Here is a 17263-nt window from a genome sequence, read left to right as displayed (position 1 = left end):
TACCGCATGGAGATCCCAGGCTAAGCCCGGAATGACCGACCTTTCACGGAATGAGTAGAAGTCGTTTTATTCTGCACTTACTTTAAATGCCACATCCACATTGCCGTGAATTGCTCTAGAATAGGGACACACTTCATGAGCTTTGGCTACTAAATCTTCTGCATCTTTTTGATTTAGGCCCACGACATGAGCATGCATTTCAACTCCAAGTTTAAATCCGTGTTCTGGTGTGGAATACAGGGAGACTTTAGAAAGAATAGAGGCATCTTTTAAAGGAATGTTCTGTAAACGAGCGACATGACGCATGGCACTTTCGAAACATGCAGCATAACCGGCAGCAAATAATTCTTCGGGATTGGTACCGTCACTTTGGCCACCAAGTTCTTTAGGTTTCGCAAGGTCCAGTCTTAATAAGCCGTCTGATGTTTCTATGTGACCCTCTCGACCACCATGTGTGCGCGCTGTTGCGGTATAAAGTGCTTTCATTTTTTTAGTCCTTTAATTATAAAGAATAACAAAGTTAGAGTTGATTGATGAATTTGTCAATCAGAAGTAACTTTATATATTATATTGCATTCATGAATTGGCACATTAGGGCTTTTTACTCCGTAAAACAAACCTTTATCTAAATAATTACATACCTGATTTGTATTTAATGAATTAAGGCATTGGGATAAGGTCTTGTGCTGGCAATGTGGAAAAATTGCATCCGTTTTACTTATCGCTTGATAATATTGATCACCCCAGCTGTTTATATCGCTCGTGTAATAGGTAGTATAATTTTTAATTTTAAGATGATTATCCAGGTTAAATATTTTCATCCCCGGGTAATTATGATGGACGCGACTAACACTTGGCGTAGAATAAGCATATATATTGGTGCCATGATCTAAAGTGATTTTTCTGAGTTCATCCATATGCGTATGTGAAGAAAGCAGCGTAATTTCTCCATATGATTTTTTATTGTCATTTAATATTTTTATAAATTCATTGACGTACTTTTTATGCCAAATAGGTGTTCCCTGGTATGAATTCCCAGGGGGTTCATGCATAGCAATTAATAGTTGTTTGGCATGATGTGTTTTTAATTGTTGATTGAGCCATGAAAGTTGGATGGCGGCATCGTGTTCTTGATTGGGGTATTGAGAAAGTACGGGTGTTTTTGTCCATTGAGTTGCATTTAGGGCAATCAAGATAATTTGTTTGTTTCCAGGGATCACATAACTGGAATAATATCCATCGTGGCTCATATGACTGTCATCGATAATCAGTTCTTTACAATGAGCACAGGCTCCATTCCAGCCTGCAGCAAAACTTAATGGAGAAACTCCATTCGCTTCAAAAGGTTGATAATTACCAAGTAAGGAATCGTTATTCCCTGTAATATAAAAAATAGGTTTCTGCCCTTTGTCGTTTTTATATAACTCTTCAAATACGGTTTTTTCAAACTCCCCCTTTTTCGATGAATTGAATAAAGAGTGAGTGGGTAAATCACCTAAGCAAAGAATAAAATCTACTTTTTCGCTTAATTTTTCATATTGTTTCATAGCAATATTTAGAAATTCCGGCCCCGTGTCTTCTCCATCATTTGATGAGTTACTACTGCCGTAATGAATATCACTAATGGTTAAAAAATTAGGTGCTGCATGAACGGAATGAAGAAAACAAAAAATCAATAAAACAACTTTAAGTGGGTTCAATTGCATCTCCATCGATGATTAATTATGTTTATGAGCCAATCCAATGATATCAACTTATGGCGCAGTGGCTGCACCCAGGCCAAATGCTATTAAGAGAATCCCCTCTCCAACTGTTGGGTGAGGGACCGGGGGGAGGGCATTAACTGCAATATGCCATCGGCCCGATGAGCCTCTTCTCCACATAGGGGAAGGGATGATTCACCATATCCCTAAGCAGCTTCGCGAATACTCCAGGTTCTTTGTACCTGATTGGGTAAATCGACGGCTTCTACCCAGAGTAGCGCGGGGTTACCAGAAGGATTAATGGATAGCGTCTTAGCCGACAACATGACCGCAAAAGGATATTTTTTGACCACCGCTTGCAATGTTGACCATACTTTTCCAGGATCAGCCTGGTTGTCATTCACTATCAGTTCATTGCCTCGATAGATGACATTAACCGATTGGCCCCGGAGAGCAGTTCGGAGTGCTGACTCCAATCGTCGCCATTTTGCCTGATGTGCTTTTTGTCTTTCTGCTTGCGTCGGATTCAATTGAAAACTAATACGTTGATGCGGTGAAAAAATTCGACTCAAGCGACTGCTTCCCGGACTATTTTGTAAGAAATAAGTGCATATGGCATCCAACACGGGTCGGCCAGGGCCAGAAGCTTTACCTGGTTGTCGGTTAACATACATTGCAAAAGCTAAAGTATGGCCGTTGGCAGTATATAAATACCCTGAAAGACTGTTTATTCCAGTCATAGTCCCTGTTTTAGCGCGCACAAATCCTTGTTGAGTTGGAATTTTAAATCTTTTTTGCAATGTTCCATCACGTCCAGATATTGGTAATGCGGCGATGTATTCATAAGATAATGGAAAACGTTGGTATAGAAATTTTAATAGGGATATGGTTTGTTCTGGGGTTACTAAACTGTACCTTGATAAACCTGAACCATCAGTAAAAATTGCATTACTGAAATCAATGCCTGTTTGTGACTGTAAAAAGTTCTTAACCAAGGATTGAGCATCTCGCCAGTTGACGGGTATTCCATTATTGAGTTTTTCCGCAGCATGCAAGTACAAGCTGTCTGCATAGAGGTTATCTGAAGGCTTTAATGTATCTGCCATCAATTGTGATAACTGTTTGGAGTGCTGTGTCGCGATTAATAAAGAGCCTGCTGGAGTTTTACCCAATTGGACCTGGCCATTGAGTTGGATATTCGACTTTGCTAATTGACTCTTGATCATGGCTTGGGCATACATTAGAGGATTTTTTATTGCCAGTCGTTGTTGCACTGCCCACTGTCCAACCCCAACGCAACCACGAACAGTTAAATGATTCTCTTGATCCAGACTAAAACCTACACCACAGCCTTTGCTATCCACTTTGGTGGTTGTCTGATTGTTTAGGGCAATGGCGCCACCGCCATCATCTACTTCAACCACAGCAGGATCGCCAGCTTGCGCTCCAGGATTTACGGTGACGGTCAAGCGATTGGAGTCAACCATAACTGGCGCGTTGGGTGCACCATAGCTGTAAGATAAATCAGTAGTTAGCCATCCGGGTGGATAAGGATCTACATTAGCCAGGCTACTGTCAATGTACACATTACCTTGAATGGCATGGATGTTCCATTCTTTCAATGAAGAAAGCAGGGTATTTAAATCATCACGACTAAAAGAAGGATCCCCACTCAGCCGCACATAAACGTTCCCCTGTAGCACCCCTTGTTGTATTGTTCCTGCGCTCAGACTTAATTGGTTTTTAAAACGATAGTCTGGCCCAAGTACCATTAATGCTGCTGCTTCAGAAAAAAGTTTTAAATTACTCGCAGGGATATATAATCGTTGTGCATTGCGACGATATAAAACTTTACCGGAAGTGAGGTCAAGGACGACAATTCCAAGATTGACATTGGGGTTAACGCGATTAATTAAGCGATCTACTTCAGTTTGGATACTGGCACTATATGCGAATGCGGATAAGGCCAATAAAAACACGCCAGTCAATGTCTTTCTCATCGATGTCGTTCCTTTTGTTGTACCCTATGCAGAATATAGAGTTGGTAAACATTAATCATATCTTAAGCCTAAACGCTCCAAAAGTCCCGCAAGGGTATCATTATCAAAAAATTTCACTTGCAGCCATCCACCATGCTCATTATCGTTTATTATTTGCACGGGCGCACCTACTTGTTCTGATAATACGGCTTGGAGTCGTTCGACATCCCGATCTTTTTTCGCATTTTTGGGGAGGGCAAAATCTTTGTTCTTTTGTGTTCGAACAGCCTGTTCTAACTGTCTTACAGACCATTGTTGTTCTATAGTTTGTGCCGCTAAGTATTCCTGCTGGGCGGGATTTAGCCCCACGAGAACTCGCGCATGACCAAATGATAAGCTTTTATCTCGAATTAAATCTTTTATTTTTTCACTCAAATTCAGTAACCGTATGATATTGGCAATATGGCTTCGTGATTTTCCTACTAAAGTGGCAATTTCATCTTGATGATAATGAAACTCATCAATCAAACGCCGATAAGCGCTTGCCTCTTCAATCAAATTTAAATCTTCTCGTTGAATATTTTCAATTAAAGTGAGGGCACAAGCCTGTTTATCAGTATAGTTTCCGATGAGGCAAGGTACTGTGTGTAATCCTGCCATTTTTGCTGCGCGCCATCTTCGCTCTCCAGCAATAATTTCATAACGTTGTTTCGCTATTGTTCTCACGATTAAAGGTTCAATTAGTCCCTGGGATACAATCGATTGCGCGAGTTCTTTCAAAGCAGCGTCATTAAAATCTTCTCTGGGTTGATACTGTCCTGCTTGAATGTTTTCTATAGGTATCTGATGAAATTCAACGTGCATGAAACAAAGTATTGGATGGGATTTTTGAGAATTGTTTCATATTTTGATGGGAATGGAAATAGGGAATATAGGATGTGCCCTCGGCACACGATATCACTCACAGGCTGCATTTCCTGTATTATAAAGGACGCTTTATTTAATAACCTATATTAATCAGGGCTGCTTATTGGCATTGCTGAAACTAAAAATAAAGAGTCTAATTCATTAGACTCTTTACCATTTTTCATTGTGGTCTACATAGCTAAAGAATGAGAATGAGAGGACTCAACTTCGTTAAGGAGTAGTGAAATGGATTTTTTGTCTAAACTGCCATCTCTTTTATAGTTCAAATTAACCTCTGGTCTTTCTAATGATTCCTTAAGATATTTTTTTAGATCATGGTTAAGACGATGATAAACATTCTGATCATAGGATAATAAATTTTTTATTTGTCGTTCTAACGCTAATACCACCCATGGGGTTGTATGAGGTATAACTGCTTCCAGGATTTGATGCAGTCTTCGTTTTTCTGCCGGACTGTCTTTACTAATTTGAGTGATGAGCACCGCAATATCTGTATGTCTGTCAATCGAGGCATGAGCAATAATTGTTGCAAATTGTTGGGGAGATAATACTTCAGCCGCCATCTTACCGTAAGGTTCTTGGGTATTTCTAAAAATTTCCCAAAATTTATTTTCTTTCAGAGAACTTTTTAATTGTTCTTCCGATAAGGTTTCCAGCACAACCTTTAAGCGGTTGCTTCTGTTTTCTCTGTAAGACAGATGGTTGGTGGTTTTTGAATCGATTTGCCAAAGATGTGGCAGTAGTCTTGTAAAATCAGGTGAAGAGGCTCGTTCCACTATGATTTTAATTTGGTGATCCGGTACACTCGTTAACTCTTCAAATAGCTTTTCTATCTTTATAAGGTAATCTTCTGCATTTAATTCGGAAATAAATGCATCTAATGCCTCAGCAGTCCACTCTTTTTTTTGTACAAGAAGATGAGTATAAACAGGCTTAGCGGGAAGATGGACAGTCCATTTGGACGGGGCGGTGTTACTTCTCGTTAAATGAGTCGTGGTGCTTGACGTCGTAGTGCTCGACGTCGTAGTGCTCGACTTTAAGGCTTCAGCTTGTTTTAAGGCAATTTGATTATTTACTTTAATATAATGATCCGCTAATTGGGTCAACCTGATATTAAATGAAGCAGGACAGGCTAAATGGGCGAGCTGATCGATTAGAGCGGCTTTCACCTTTTCAGTAGCAAAAGGCAGGATAGAAACAAGTTTGCCTAATGTGTAGGGGCTTGGTTTCAATTTCTTTATTATGGCATTGAGGATATCATGTCCTTTGCTATTCGAAGCAAACAGCTCTAATTGCTTACGACTTAAGGTATTGGCTGCAGCCGTAACGTAATGGTCTTTATTTAATATTTTTAAAAAATCAGGTGATTCAAAAGAGGCTTTTAGCTGTTCTTCAGAAAGTGCTTCAAGCATCACTGCAAATTTTTTGCTTTGAAATTCTCTTTTGGAGGGCTCAGATTCAAAACCTGTAAAACAGCGCCATAAATCATCAAGCTCGCTGGAGCTGAATCTTTTGGCTTTTATTGGACTTAATCTCTTTACAAATAATTTAATATCGTGATTAGATAACTTCTCTAATTTATTCCAGAATTCATTCTGAGCTCGAGTTGAATTTTTGATTATTTCAACGAGTGCGGTGATCTCTTGTTCCGCTACCTTAGATAAATCCTCTTCTTCTTTTAATTCAGCTTGTGCTTCATTTTGAGCGATCAAAGCGTTTACTTCAGCCATAAATGCTTGAATGTGTTCGGGGCGGTCGAAGTAATGGCTTGCAGATGTTTTAGACGTTTCTGGTTTTTCTCCGGTCTTTGAGAAAAAAATATTAGGAACAGTGCTTGCTCTGATAATTTGAGGGGCATTTGCTGAACCTTGGTATTGATCGACAATCAGTTGTTCCTGAGGTTTGATGCCTTTGAGCTCTTCTTTTGGCTGGGCAGTAAGAGTTTCTGTTTGTTCCTCGATAGATGCTTCATCTGTATATGAATCTTGCTTTTCTGAGCGTTCATTTAATAGTAACTCTTGTTCAGAAATATCACTCATCTCAATCGTAGCTTGAGTGAGCTTCAATCCGAAAAGCAGTGCATTGATAGTTCCTAAGGAACCGATTTTGGCACCTTGAAGACTGGTTTCTAAAGGATTACTTTTTGTAAATAGCCCGGTTAACCAGCCTGTAAGTCCTCCCAAAAGGAGGAGAGGTGAGGTAAAGATTAGTCCGATAGTACTTACAAAAGTAAGGAGAACGCCACCAGTACGTTTTAGATAATCCGGGGAAGCAGATTGTTTTTTTAGTTTGGGAGAATCATCGCTCATAAAAATTCCATCTTTTAAAAATTAAGCTAATGGACAAATAAAGACCACTAAATATATTGGGAGCGTATAATGATGGATTTAGAATGAAACATCAATCTTTAAAATAGTCCTAGCTCAAACTTATACCGGACTTTATTCCGCAATCTCTTTTTGCAAAAGATGGATTCAAGAACCAAATAGCTGGCCTTGTTGAGCAGTAAATGGAAATGAGCAAACTAGAACTTCTACATGACAGGTTTAAATAAAATATTTCCTGTCTTTGCTTTTGCAGTTAATTCAGTTTAACTGGTCTATTTGTTTCTTGACAAGAGGTGCGTAGAACAATAGCATTGCTAAATTTGTGATCTTTATGGTTTTTTAATGGCTAAAAATACGCTTTATAACTTTCTTGATCTCTGTGTTTATAAAAATAAAAAACTGCATCTCGGTAATGATGTTTATCTGATTAAAACACAAGACAAGACAAATTGTCCCTATTTTCGCTTTGATTTGCCCATCGAACAGCCCATTTCCTTTAAATTTAAGGACTTGGAACTGAATCTCTCGAAACATCATATTAGTGTTTATGAAGGTGAAAATTCAGAGAATCCATCGCTAAGTCAATTTCATTATTCTGCGTATTTTGTGGATAAAAAGAACCAGGAGTACGTATTGCATGTGTTTTTTAACGAGCGTAACCAGTTATCTCAATTGCCGGTACTTTCCTTGATAACTGGTGATGATAAAAAAACGCATCTAGAAATTGAGGAGTATTTATGCGATCAATTCATTACATTAGCAAGAGAAAAAGTCGATCCGATTATCTCTGAAGTTCAGCGAAGAAAGAGTGAAAAAATCAGGAATTTGCAAATTCAATACGAGAAAGATGAACATCAGGCATCCGAGTTATCAAAAGATCTCATAGCAAAGAAATTAGAGCATGAGGTTGTTGTTCAACGCATGATAAAGACACTTAAGGCTTTAAATCCATTATTCAAACATGATTCCTACATAAGAATTGCAAAATCGCTTGAGTTATTTATTCAGCAACCAAAAGCAGTAAGTCAGCAAAAAAAAATTACGAGTCAGCAGACAAAAAAACAAGCCCCTAAAGCCGATTCTAAGAAAGCTGAATCGCTGGGAGGAAAACCTAAATCTGCTTCGAGATCAGCGCAAAAATCTCCTCAATCCCAAGCCCCCAAATCTTCTTCAACTTCTCATGTTGAAGCTGATTTAGAAGCCGCAATTGTAAAATTCAATAGTCTAGAAAATGATGATGCAAGAGCGGTTAACGAAATTTGTAATCTATATACCGAAGTCAATTCTATTTTATTATTAAGTGAGGATGATGATGCTCTTCCTAAAGACTTTATGGATAAAATTAATACTTTGCAATTGCAAATCAATCTTAAGGCTACGACATTACTGCATCGCTTGATAGCACAAAGAAAATTTGACTTAGCAAAGACATTTACGCCTTTCCATTATCAGTTAGATGAGAAATTCCTTATCCAGGCTTTAGAACAGGCGGATGGAGAATTCTTGGATTTTTTATTGGATCACGGAGAATATACTCTCGACAATCAACCCATAAGAATAGAAGATCAAACGTTCAAATCGGCAGTGCACTACTGTTTTAGTACGTGTCAGAAAAAGTCGATGGCCTCTTGTTTATCTACTTTGCTTCGCCATGGAGCCTCCATTTTAGTGAAAGGGACAAATGGAATGCCTCTCGCTTATACTATTCTTTCAACGCCACAACATCCATTACGTCCAGCGCTAGAAGAAAATAGATCTTTAACGCTGCAATCAAGATATTTTTACGCTCAGTTAGCCAATTTAATGCAAAATTATATAATGACAGGTGTGGTTGACTCTGAGAGAAAGGAAAAGCTGACCCAAGATATGGAGTCTTATCGTGTTGAAGCGCAGTCATTTCTGTTATCAAAAAATCTTGATAAGGGAATAGGCAATAAACTTCGCAAACAAGTTGATCAATTAGCGGAGATTTTGATGCCAAAAGACGATAGTGGGCTCAATGAGTACCAACAATCAATACGATCCTCAATTCACCAGGGACTTCCAGGGGTAAGGAATCCGAAAAATTTGCGAAGGGCCAATCTACTTTTTAAAGAAGCAATCAAATTTATCCAGGAGGACAAAATGGGTACCTGGAATGGAGAAGAGGACCATTTGAAAAAACTATTGGGGGTAAAATAATTTGACTGCGATAAGCTACGCTTGCTGAAATACAGTGTTAACAATCTTGGATCAGGGACATAGTTTATCAGGTTGTCGAGACAAAGAAAAAAAAGTTATTTCCTTTTAGATCTTAATGAAATAAAGAACTTGGCTGGGGGAAACTTAATATGATTGTACAAAAAAGTGAAATCCCTCAGCCCAAGGGGCGACCTAATCTTATTTTAAAACAGACCATATACTATTGCTGAAATAGCGATGACGCCTATAGCTGTGGTAAATAGATTGCTTACTGTATTTGACTGATATTTTTTCATTGCCGGAATTTTGGCAATTGCAAACATAGGCATGATAAACAATAAAGCAGCAATGACCGGCCCACCTAATGTTTCTATCATTTTTAAGATATTGGGGTTTATGGTCGCTACAATCCAGCATGTTATTACCATAAAAATTTCAATAATTCGCTGAAGCTTGCACTGACTTATTGTTTTTCCAGTGGGTTTTAACATGTTTACGATAATGCTGCTTAGACCCTCTTTAGCGCCCAAATAATGACCTAGAAATGATTTGGAAATCGCAATAAAGGCAATGATCGGTGCAATGCACGCAATGAGTGGTGTTTTAAAATGATTCGCTAAATAAGACAAGATGGAAATGTTTTGTTGTTTTGCCTGCATAAGGTCTTGAGGTGAAAGACTAAAAACACAGCTAAATACAAAAAACATAACCGAAAAGACCATAAGTAAATGGCTGTAGCGCATAATTGATGTGCTACGTTTATCCGCATCGCTACCATATCGTTCTTTTTGATTGACGGCAAAAGATGAAATAATGGGTGAATGATTAAAGGAAAATACCATAACTGGAATGACTAACCATAGCGTCATTAAAAGGCCATGTCCACCGTTCGCATGTAATGAATTGCTTTGTTGTAGAATAGCGTTGTTCCAGTTGGGAATTAAATAAAGTGATAAAAATAATAATATCGTTGCAAAAGGATACACCATTAAGGACATTGATTTAACGATAATTTCCTGTCCGAAACGGACTATAGCCATGAGCGCAAGGATGAGTATTATGGCCAAAAGTGCTCTAGGTGGAGCTGACATGCCCAACTGATTTACAAGAAAGCTTTCAGTGGTATTGGTAATGGCTACGCTGTACATTAATAAGATCGGGTAAATGGCAAAGAAATATAAACCCGTGAGTATTCTTCCTGCAAAAATACCAAAATGCTCTTCAACTACATCGGTGATGTCATTTTGGTTCGAAGATCCGGATAAAACGAAACGGCATAGTGCACGATGGGAGAAGTAGGTCATAGGGAAGGCAAGTACAGCCATTATAATTAGAGGCCAGATTCCATTTAATCCGGCATCGATTGGAAGAAATAAGGTTCCCGCGCCTACTGCAGTACCGTAAAGGCTAAGCATCCAGACGGTATCGTGTTTTGTCCAAGAATATTTTTTATTCACTGCAAGAGATGAAAGTATTGCTGTAGATTCATTTGATGACATTAAAATATCCTTTCCTTTTGTAATACCGCGCACTGTGTTCAATATTAACACTGTGAAGCTAATATTTCAACAGACCTCGCTTGTGCTGCTCATGCGCTCGAGTAATTTATTTAATGTTTAGCAGCTAGTATTCCAGTTTTGTTCCATAAAGCCTGTCTCCAGCATCACCTAAGCCAGGGATAATATACCCTTTTTCATTGAGCTGTTGGTCTATTGCTGCTGTGAAAATAGTAATCTCGGGATGCTCTTCATGGAAAGCAGCTATTCCTTCCGGCGAGGCAAGCAGACAGAGAAATTTAATGGATTTAGGACTGATGGCTTTAATTTCTTTTACTGCCGCAATTGCCGAATTTCCAGTGGCTAACATAGGATCAACCACAATAACATCTCGATCGCGAGTATGTTCTGGAAGCTTAATATAGTACTCAATCGCCTCAAGAGTTTTAGGATCTCGATACAAACCAATATGGCCAATTCGTGCTGTCGGCACAAGTTGTAACATGCCATCAACCAAACCATTTCCGGCACGTAAAATTGAAACAAAAACCATTTTTTTTCCTTTTAAAACAGGTGATTGCATCAAGGCCAAAGGTGTTTCGATCTCTTCATATTCCATTTCCAAATCACGAGTGATTTCATAAGCAAGCAACATGCTTATTTCATGCATCAAGGTGCGGAATTTGACTGTGCTGGTGTCTCTTCGACGCATAATCGTTAATTTATGCTGAATTAACGGATGTTTCACTACTACAACCTGTTGATTGTTCATTTTAACTCCAAACTGCGATTTTAAATGGTAACTTGGGCTTCTTGTAGCCCCGCTGTATTTGTCTTAACTTAAAAAACGGTGCCATCACTAATAATCTGTATGGGGGGAATACCTTCAGGACGTTTCTGTTTCGCAATCCGTCGCCCAGCTTCCCAGGTACCTCCTTGTAAAATTTTGGCTAAAGGGAGTTCTTTGGCATTTTTTTGTAATTTCTTTCTGATTAGGTCGGCTAATTCATCCAAGAGAGCAATGGTTAATGCACGCCACTCCACAATCATTTCTGAATCAGGAGGAAGTGCTGTTTCCAGAATTTTTTTATTTTTAATATGTAGCACTCCACAATCAATGAATAATCCTCCGTTTCGATATTCTGGTAAACCAGTGAGCTCTTCGAGGTGCGTCACGGAAATTCCTGCTTGTTCTAAGGGTTCAATTAGGGAATAAGTGAGCCACTGTGATAATTTATGAAAGGGAATATATTCTGATCCGGGTTCATTCGTTTTTAATGCATTATATTGCCACACATCGCCAAGAGGGATTCCATGAAATAAAAGTCTGGCTGGCCATATCCCATTAAATGCATTAAGGACTTCATGAAAAATTTGTGCGGCTGTTAGCGTGTGATTTCTTGCTAAAGAGCTGATGTAGGTATAAAAATTACCCAAGCGGTTTTCTTCTCCAAAATGTTCTTTATCCTGTTGTATTAATGCACCAAGTCGATTGAGCAGAGTAACACGTCCAGAAAGACCTTCTAAAGGATTGTTGATAGTAACTTGGAATCCGCGCCGTAAGTCATCTTCATTGAAATTCAATAAACGTTCAGCATCCACTCTTAGGGGCTCATTGGGAGAGGCACTCAACATCCCTTCTTGATAAAGAGATAAACTTGCTAAAGCAAGGCCTTCCGAACGGGAATATTCTCTTCCTGTCTCAGGTTCGGTATAGCGCCAGTATTGGCCTGCGCCGGCATCGAGGAATACACTGATAATAACGAGCTCATAAAGTATTTTTCCTTGCTCATCTGTAGATAAACCACTCAAATGGTCCAGCATTTTTTTTTATTCGATTAATCCCTCCGGCTTCAAAATGACGCCAGCGACTATGATAAGGAATATCCAGCTCCGGATAATTATTTTGAATGACCTCAATAACAAAAGAAGCAGTGCGGGTCATCTTTTCTGGATCTATGCAAAAGTAGGCTGACTGATCGTGTTTCACTCGTTCCAAAATAGCTTGGGATCGTAAGCGTATGGTGCGAGGATCTTTTAGTGTAGCCAATACGTGGGCAATTTCTTGTTGTTCTTTACTCATTAAGATCACGTCCTTTAGTTCTGGCTAGTTCATTGATATCAACAATACGATCAGGTGAGTAGTAACCCGCTGCACGTTTGGCATTCATTTCAACTTGGGCATCAGGGGGAACCAGTTCATCAGGAATGGATACTCGTTCCACGACCTGAATTCCTGATTTGAGTAATGCCTCATATTTCATATTGGACATAGAAACAAAGCGATGAATCTTGGTAATACCAAGCCAATGTAAGACATCCGACATGAGCTCTTGGAATCTCATGTCTTGAACTCCTGCCACACACTCTGTTCGTTCAAAGTATTTTGCGGCGGTATCGCCACCTTTTTGTCGTTTGCGGGCGTTATAAACGAGAAATTGGTTACTTCTCCGAGAGCTCTTCCTTCTTTGCGATTATAAACAATCAAGCCAGCTCCACCTTTCTGGGCTGATTCAATGGATAATTCAATTCCATGCACTAAATAGGGCCGACACGTACAAATATCAGAACCGAACACATCAGAGCCATTACATTCGTCATGAATACGACAAGTCAATTCAATTTTGGGATCGTGGATGGTGGTTACATCGCCAAAAAAATAAGCAGTTAATCCGCCTATGGGAGGTAAAAAAACATCAAGATCAGAGCGTGTTACCAGTTCGGGAAACATGCCTGCTGTTTGTTCAAATAAGGTCCGACGTAAATGTGATTCGGAAATTTTAAAGCGCTCAGCAATTCCAGGTAAATACCAGACTGGCTCAAGAGCCGCTTTAGTCACTGCAACATCCCCTGACTCTTTTAATATTTTTCCGTCGGGTATGAGACGACCTTTTTGAATTGCTGTATGCAATTCAGGAATATTAATATGCGCTTTAGTCACTGCTATTGTGGGACGAATATCATATCCTGCTTGAATTTCATCAGCGAATACGCTTGCCACGAGATGTCCCCAAGGATCAAGTGAAACAATCTTCTGGGTATCATTCCATTGAGGATGAGGCCCTATAGTGACTGGTGGAGTCGTATCTGTTAGATCGGGTACATGCTCCGGATCCAATACACCGGCAGCAACAGCAAGAGCACGGTAAACTGAATATGAGCCTGAGTGGGTGCCGACTGCATTGCGATTTTTGATATTAGTAAGCGAAGCGATAACAGGACCACGTTCTTTGGGGTTTTCTGCTCCCCATTTAATTTTTAATGGAGCAGCAGTATGTCCGGATGGATGTGATGATAAAACAATATGTCCTTTGGATTTTTTTTTTTGACTCATCTTGAACCATAGTACTAATCCTTTAAATGATGACCACATCAATTTATCATAACAGAAGAATTTAATTGGTATAAAGTACTATTTTCCCTTTATGGATAGGGAGTCATAAGTCATTGTGCTAAGTGAATATTCTCGCTATTATGATTCGCTTTTTATGCATTATTCAGGAATGAGTCGCCATCTCTTTTTGAAGGAGTTAAGAGATCCGAACTACAATTTACAAATTTTTTAAAGCAAGAACGTTTATTGAGGAAATTTGCCAATCATGACTACTTTGATACTATGTTTGTTCATTGCGATACTATTACCCTACCTTCTCAAGATGGTTGTTGCTTATTTTATGCAAAAAGAAGGCCGTTACGACAATCATTATCCAAGAGCACAACAGGCAAGATTGCAGGGAATGGGAGCGCGGGCAGTTGCCGCACATCAAAACAGTTTTGAATCGTTGCTTGTTTTTGCAACCGCTGCATTAACTGCGATGGCTACGAAACATATAGGTATTTCAATTCAAGTTTTGGCGATTGTTTATATTATTTCCCGAATTATTTATTGCTTTTTTTATTTAATGGATAAGGCTTCATTGAGATCAGCCGTGTGGTTTGTTGGTTTTGTTAGTTGTTTGATTATATTGGGGCTATGTATGGTGTGATTGGTACATGAGTTTATGTGGAAGGCGCTGTTAATAAGAGGTTAAAAGGGTTTTTTGATGCACAAAAAAAATGATGTTCAGCAGGTTTCACTTCAACCTTTATTGGTTTTTGTTGTATTAATGCTCATGGTATTAATGCAGATGACTACAGATCAATATGTTCCCTCATTGCCTGCAATTACCAAGATTTTTAACAGCAATGAGGCATCGATTCAATTAACGTTATCTCTTTTCATGTTGGGCTTAAGCATTTCCCACGTATTTTATGGTCCTTTATCGGATAAAATCGGTCGTAAACCGCCACTGATGTTTGGTGTTGGTTTGAGCATTTTGGGTAGTTTAATCTGTTTTGTTGCCCCTTCAGTTTTAGTATTGATTTTTGGTCGATTTATTCAAGGATTTGGTATTGGATGTTGCGGCTCAGTGGGGCGTTCTTTAGTGCGAGATCTTTTTACTGACAGAGTGTTATCCAAAATCGGATCTTATGTAGGCATTGTAAGTGTATTTATTATGGTCGCCTCTCCAGTTCTAGGTGGATATATCCAGGAGCATTTTGGATGGCGAATGAATTTTTTATTTTTATTAGTCTTCGGCATTGCCATATGGATTTTGGCCCTGTCCTTTCTTCCAGAAACCAATAAAAACCTTAATCCTGATGCAACTCAATTTAAAGTAATGCGTGCAAATTATTTTACTTTATTAAAATCTAAAGTCTTTGTAGGTTATGCATTGTGCGCTTGTCTTGCGTCTGCGGGTTTAATTGGTTATCTGGCGATTGCACCGTTTCTTTTTCAGGATGTACTAGGACTTAGTCCTATAGAATTTGGTCAATTAACCATTTTTATTGCTGGAGCTATTTGTGTGAGTGGGATAATTAATAGCCAATTGGTGATGAGCAAAGGGGTCTCCTATATGGTATTTATAGGAATTGTATTCATGATCATCGGTGGTTTTACCATGCTGGCCCTTGCTATGTTAGGATTCCAAAATGTGCTTTCCATCATGATTCCCGTAGCATTATTTAGCATGGGTGTTGGGTTTACTTTTATCAATGCATTTGCCGGCGCTTTTCATCCATTTCCTCAGATGGCAGGTACAGTTGGGGCTTTATACGCCTGTATGCAAGATTTAAGTTCGGCGTTATCTACTGGTATTATCGCCTTGGGGCAATGGTATGGCCAATTCTCTTTAGCGATAATATTGCTTATTTTAGGGTTATGTTCTTTCGCTTCATGGTATTATTTAGCCTCAAAAGATAATTAATAGGTGTTGTATGAAAATCACTGACAGTGAATTAAAAAAAATTATATCCAGGTTATCAGGAGCAAAAGCAGACGAAATTCATGATGATACGGTACTGATCGAAGACCTGCATTTAGACTCTTTGAAAATCGTTGAATTATTGGCCATTCTCAGTGAAGATTATAATCTAACCGTGACTGAGGAAGATGCCATGAATTTTCATACTTATAAGGATTTATTTGATTTTACTCAGGAGTAATTGTTTTATTTTTTGAATGTCGTGGCGCACAGGGATTTGGCAATTTTATTTTCACAGAGAAGGTATTGTTAACCCGGGTTACGGCTGCGCCTAACCCAGGCTACTTTTAGGGGTTCAAAGTTGAATTAAAGAGGTTTTCATCATTCTGTTGTTTCATAAAATATGAAATCAACATGCAAACAAGTACTACACCTAAAGTGACTCCGCCAAATAATGTAAGATTTTGAGTAGAATAGGTTGATTTTGGTTTTGTTTTTTCATCTGCTAATTTACCAATTTTATACCACTCATGTTCGGGAGCGAATAATAAAGAATCTGGCGCAATTTTTTTATAGCGCTTAAGTAAATTACTCCATTGCTCTCTGTGTTTTTTTTCATATGCGTTGGCATCTGCTTTGTCGAGCAGAGTATTGCTTTTTTGAGAATCAGATTGCTGCAAAAAGCTACTGCATTTTTTATGTAATTCCCGAATTGGGTGTGCAAATTCCTCTTTGCAATATCGGGTGGTCGCATTACGTTTTAATATTGGGAGCGCATGCTTTAGACTCTTATCATCTAATTCCATCTCAGGATTTTCAGCGATTTTTATAGCGAGGTCCAAAATGTAAAAAGCAATGGCAACACTATCATATTCGGTCTGTTTCTGTGTTTCTGTTATGGGTCTTGATGAGGAAAAACACGGGATATTTGCTGAACTAGCGATTCCATTTAATCGTCTAATTTGCTCATTTACTCGTGCCATCAGTGGTGTATGAATATTGTTTTCATCAAGAAGCCAACCCGCATACCCTCTTAAATGCTCTTGTTCAAGATAAAATTTAACTTGCTCAAAAATTGAGGAGAAGAGTTCGGAAGAAACCGATTTGCTTTCCATCTCAGCCATCAATTGTTCAGCAAACCCTAACAACTCATTCACTTCTTCAAAAACAAGTTGCCCATTGAGGCGTGCATCTGGGCCTATACCTATTTTGGGTAAGGCGACATATTTTTTTATTTGAATATCAATCAATTCACATAAAAATTCGAATAATTCTTTTTGACTCTTCATCGTTATTTTATCCCGCTTTATTTGGGCAGCTAGCTTATCTGATGGCCTTAATTGATGCAATCAAATCCACACTTGAGTTTATTTTTCTGAGGTATTTATTTTCTCTCCGTTTTTC

General features: G+C 38.8%; 12 protein-coding genes and 2 pseudogenes. 4 read left to right on the top strand and 10 right to left on the bottom strand.

Features of this window, described 5'->3' with window-relative positions:
* Nucleotides 1-66: 66 nt before the first annotated feature.
* The 5 genes from EL022_RS15250 to EL022_RS15230 all read right to left on the bottom strand — a co-directional run bounded on the left by EL022_RS15250 (nt 67) and on the right by EL022_RS15230 (nt 6918).
* Nucleotides 67-486 (bottom strand): organic hydroperoxide resistance protein, encoded by a 420-nt coding sequence (locus EL022_RS15250; RefSeq protein WP_028379748.1) that lies wholly within the window; start codon nt 484-486, stop codon nt 67-69.
* A gap of 56 nt (nt 487-542) precedes the next feature.
* On the bottom strand, nt 543-1706 hold the full coding sequence (locus EL022_RS15245) for a metallophosphoesterase (RefSeq protein WP_272947072.1): 1164 nt from the start codon (nt 1704-1706) through the stop codon (nt 543-545).
* A gap of 203 nt (nt 1707-1909) precedes the next feature.
* The gene (gene dacB / locus EL022_RS15240) at nt 1910-3703 is read right to left on the bottom strand and encodes a D-alanyl-D-alanine carboxypeptidase/D-alanyl-D-alanine endopeptidase (protein ID WP_028379750.1); all 1794 of its coding nucleotides are present in this window, start codon (nt 3701-3703) and stop codon (nt 1910-1912) included.
* Between the two features lie 51 nt (nt 3704-3754).
* Nucleotides 3755-4546, bottom strand: coding sequence for a ParB/RepB/Spo0J family partition protein (locus EL022_RS15235; protein WP_028379751.1), 792 nt, complete (start codon nt 4544-4546; stop codon nt 3755-3757).
* Between the two features lie 233 nt (nt 4547-4779).
* Nucleotides 4780-6918 (bottom strand): hypothetical protein, encoded by a 2139-nt coding sequence (locus EL022_RS15230; protein WP_028379752.1) that lies wholly within the window; start codon nt 6916-6918, stop codon nt 4780-4782.
* Between the two features lie 360 nt (nt 6919-7278).
* On the opposite strand from EL022_RS15230, the gene EL022_RS15225 reads away from it, so the two are divergent.
* Entirely contained in the window at nt 7279-9117 is a 1839-nt protein-coding gene (locus tag EL022_RS15225; protein WP_028379753.1) for a hypothetical protein, read from the top strand.
* A 203-nt stretch (nt 9118-9320) separates the two neighbouring features.
* Here EL022_RS15225 and EL022_RS15220 read toward each other — a convergent pair whose 3' ends face one another.
* From EL022_RS15220 to EL022_RS15205, 4 genes and pseudogenes are all read right to left on the bottom strand, one after another.
* A complete protein-coding gene (locus tag EL022_RS15220; RefSeq protein WP_028379754.1) occupies nt 9321-10616 on the bottom strand; it encodes an HAAAP family serine/threonine permease in 1296 nt (431 codons plus the stop codon).
* 124 nt (nt 10617-10740) lie between these two features.
* Entirely contained in the window at nt 10741-11385 is a 645-nt protein-coding gene (gene upp / locus EL022_RS15215) for a uracil phosphoribosyltransferase (RefSeq protein ID WP_028379755.1), read from the bottom strand.
* 68 nt (nt 11386-11453) lie between these two features.
* Nucleotides 11454-12696 (bottom strand): annotated as a pseudogene (locus EL022_RS15210) (URC4/urg3 family protein).
* Nucleotides 12689-13957 (bottom strand): annotated as a pseudogene (locus EL022_RS15205) (GTP cyclohydrolase II). Before EL022_RS15205 ends, EL022_RS15210 begins: the two co-directional pseudogenes overlap by 8 nt.
* Before the next feature lie 255 nt (nt 13958-14212).
* On the opposite strand from EL022_RS15205, the gene EL022_RS15200 reads away from it, so the two are divergent.
* The 3 genes from EL022_RS15200 to EL022_RS15190 are packed head-to-tail and all read left to right on the top strand — an operon-like array spanning nt 14213 to nt 16100.
* Nucleotides 14213-14599, top strand: a complete 387-nt coding sequence (locus EL022_RS15200; RefSeq protein ID WP_028379758.1) for an MAPEG family protein — start codon at nt 14213-14215, stop codon at nt 14597-14599.
* Between the two features lie 57 nt (nt 14600-14656).
* Nucleotides 14657-15862: a multidrug effflux MFS transporter gene (locus tag EL022_RS15195; RefSeq protein WP_028379759.1), complete on the top strand. Its 1206-nt coding sequence runs from the start codon at nt 14657-14659 to the stop codon at nt 15860-15862.
* A gap of 10 nt (nt 15863-15872) precedes the next feature.
* Entirely contained in the window at nt 15873-16100 is a 228-nt protein-coding gene (locus EL022_RS15190; RefSeq protein WP_028379760.1) for an acyl carrier protein, read from the top strand.
* A 106-nt stretch (nt 16101-16206) separates the two neighbouring features.
* On the opposite strand, the gene EL022_RS15185 is transcribed toward EL022_RS15190, so the two are convergent.
* The gene (locus EL022_RS15185) at nt 16207-17148 is read right to left on the bottom strand and encodes a hypothetical protein (protein ID WP_028379761.1); all 942 of its coding nucleotides are present in this window, start codon (nt 17146-17148) and stop codon (nt 16207-16209) included.
* Nucleotides 17149-17263 lie beyond the last annotated feature (115 nt).

The sequence above is a fragment of the Legionella cherrii genome, from assembly GCF_900635815.1.
GTDB classification, from domain to species: domain Bacteria; phylum Pseudomonadota; class Gammaproteobacteria; order Legionellales; family Legionellaceae; genus Legionella; species Legionella cherrii.
This window is presented reverse-complemented; position numbering and strand designations above follow the sequence as displayed.

What these genes read in the sequence shown, in the direction of transcription:
- EL022_RS15250 (WP_028379748.1), bottom strand. Translation starts at nt 486, where the DNA reads ATGAAAGCACTTTATACCGCAACAGCGCGCACACATGGTGGTCGAGAG.
- EL022_RS15245 (WP_272947072.1), bottom strand. Translation starts at nt 1,706, where the DNA reads ATGCAATTGAACCCACTTAAAGTTGTTTTATTGATTTTTTGTTTTCTT.
- dacB (WP_028379750.1), bottom strand. Translation starts at nt 3,703, where the DNA reads ATGAGAAAGACATTGACTGGCGTGTTTTTATTGGCCTTATCCGCATTC.
- EL022_RS15235 (WP_028379751.1), bottom strand. Translation starts at nt 4,546, where the DNA reads ATGCACGTTGAATTTCATCAGATACCTATAGAAAACATTCAAGCAGGA.
- EL022_RS15230 (WP_028379752.1), bottom strand. Translation starts at nt 6,918, where the DNA reads ATGAGCGATGATTCTCCCAAACTAAAAAAACAATCTGCTTCCCCGGAT.
- EL022_RS15225 (WP_028379753.1), top strand. Translation starts at nt 7,279, where the DNA reads ATGGCTAAAAATACGCTTTATAACTTTCTTGATCTCTGTGTTTATAAA.
- EL022_RS15220 (WP_028379754.1), bottom strand. Translation starts at nt 10,616, where the DNA reads ATGTCATCAAATGAATCTACAGCAATACTTTCATCTCTTGCAGTGAAT.
- upp (WP_028379755.1), bottom strand. Translation starts at nt 11,385, where the DNA reads ATGAACAATCAACAGGTTGTAGTAGTGAAACATCCGTTAATTCAGCAT.
- EL022_RS15200 (WP_028379758.1), top strand. Translation starts at nt 14,213, where the DNA reads ATGACTACTTTGATACTATGTTTGTTCATTGCGATACTATTACCCTAC.
- EL022_RS15195 (WP_028379759.1), top strand. Translation starts at nt 14,657, where the DNA reads ATGCACAAAAAAAATGATGTTCAGCAGGTTTCACTTCAACCTTTATTG.
- EL022_RS15190 (WP_028379760.1), top strand. Translation starts at nt 15,873, where the DNA reads ATGAAAATCACTGACAGTGAATTAAAAAAAATTATATCCAGGTTATCA.
- EL022_RS15185 (WP_028379761.1), bottom strand. Translation starts at nt 17,148, where the DNA reads ATGAAGAGTCAAAAAGAATTATTCGAATTTTTATGTGAATTGATTGAT.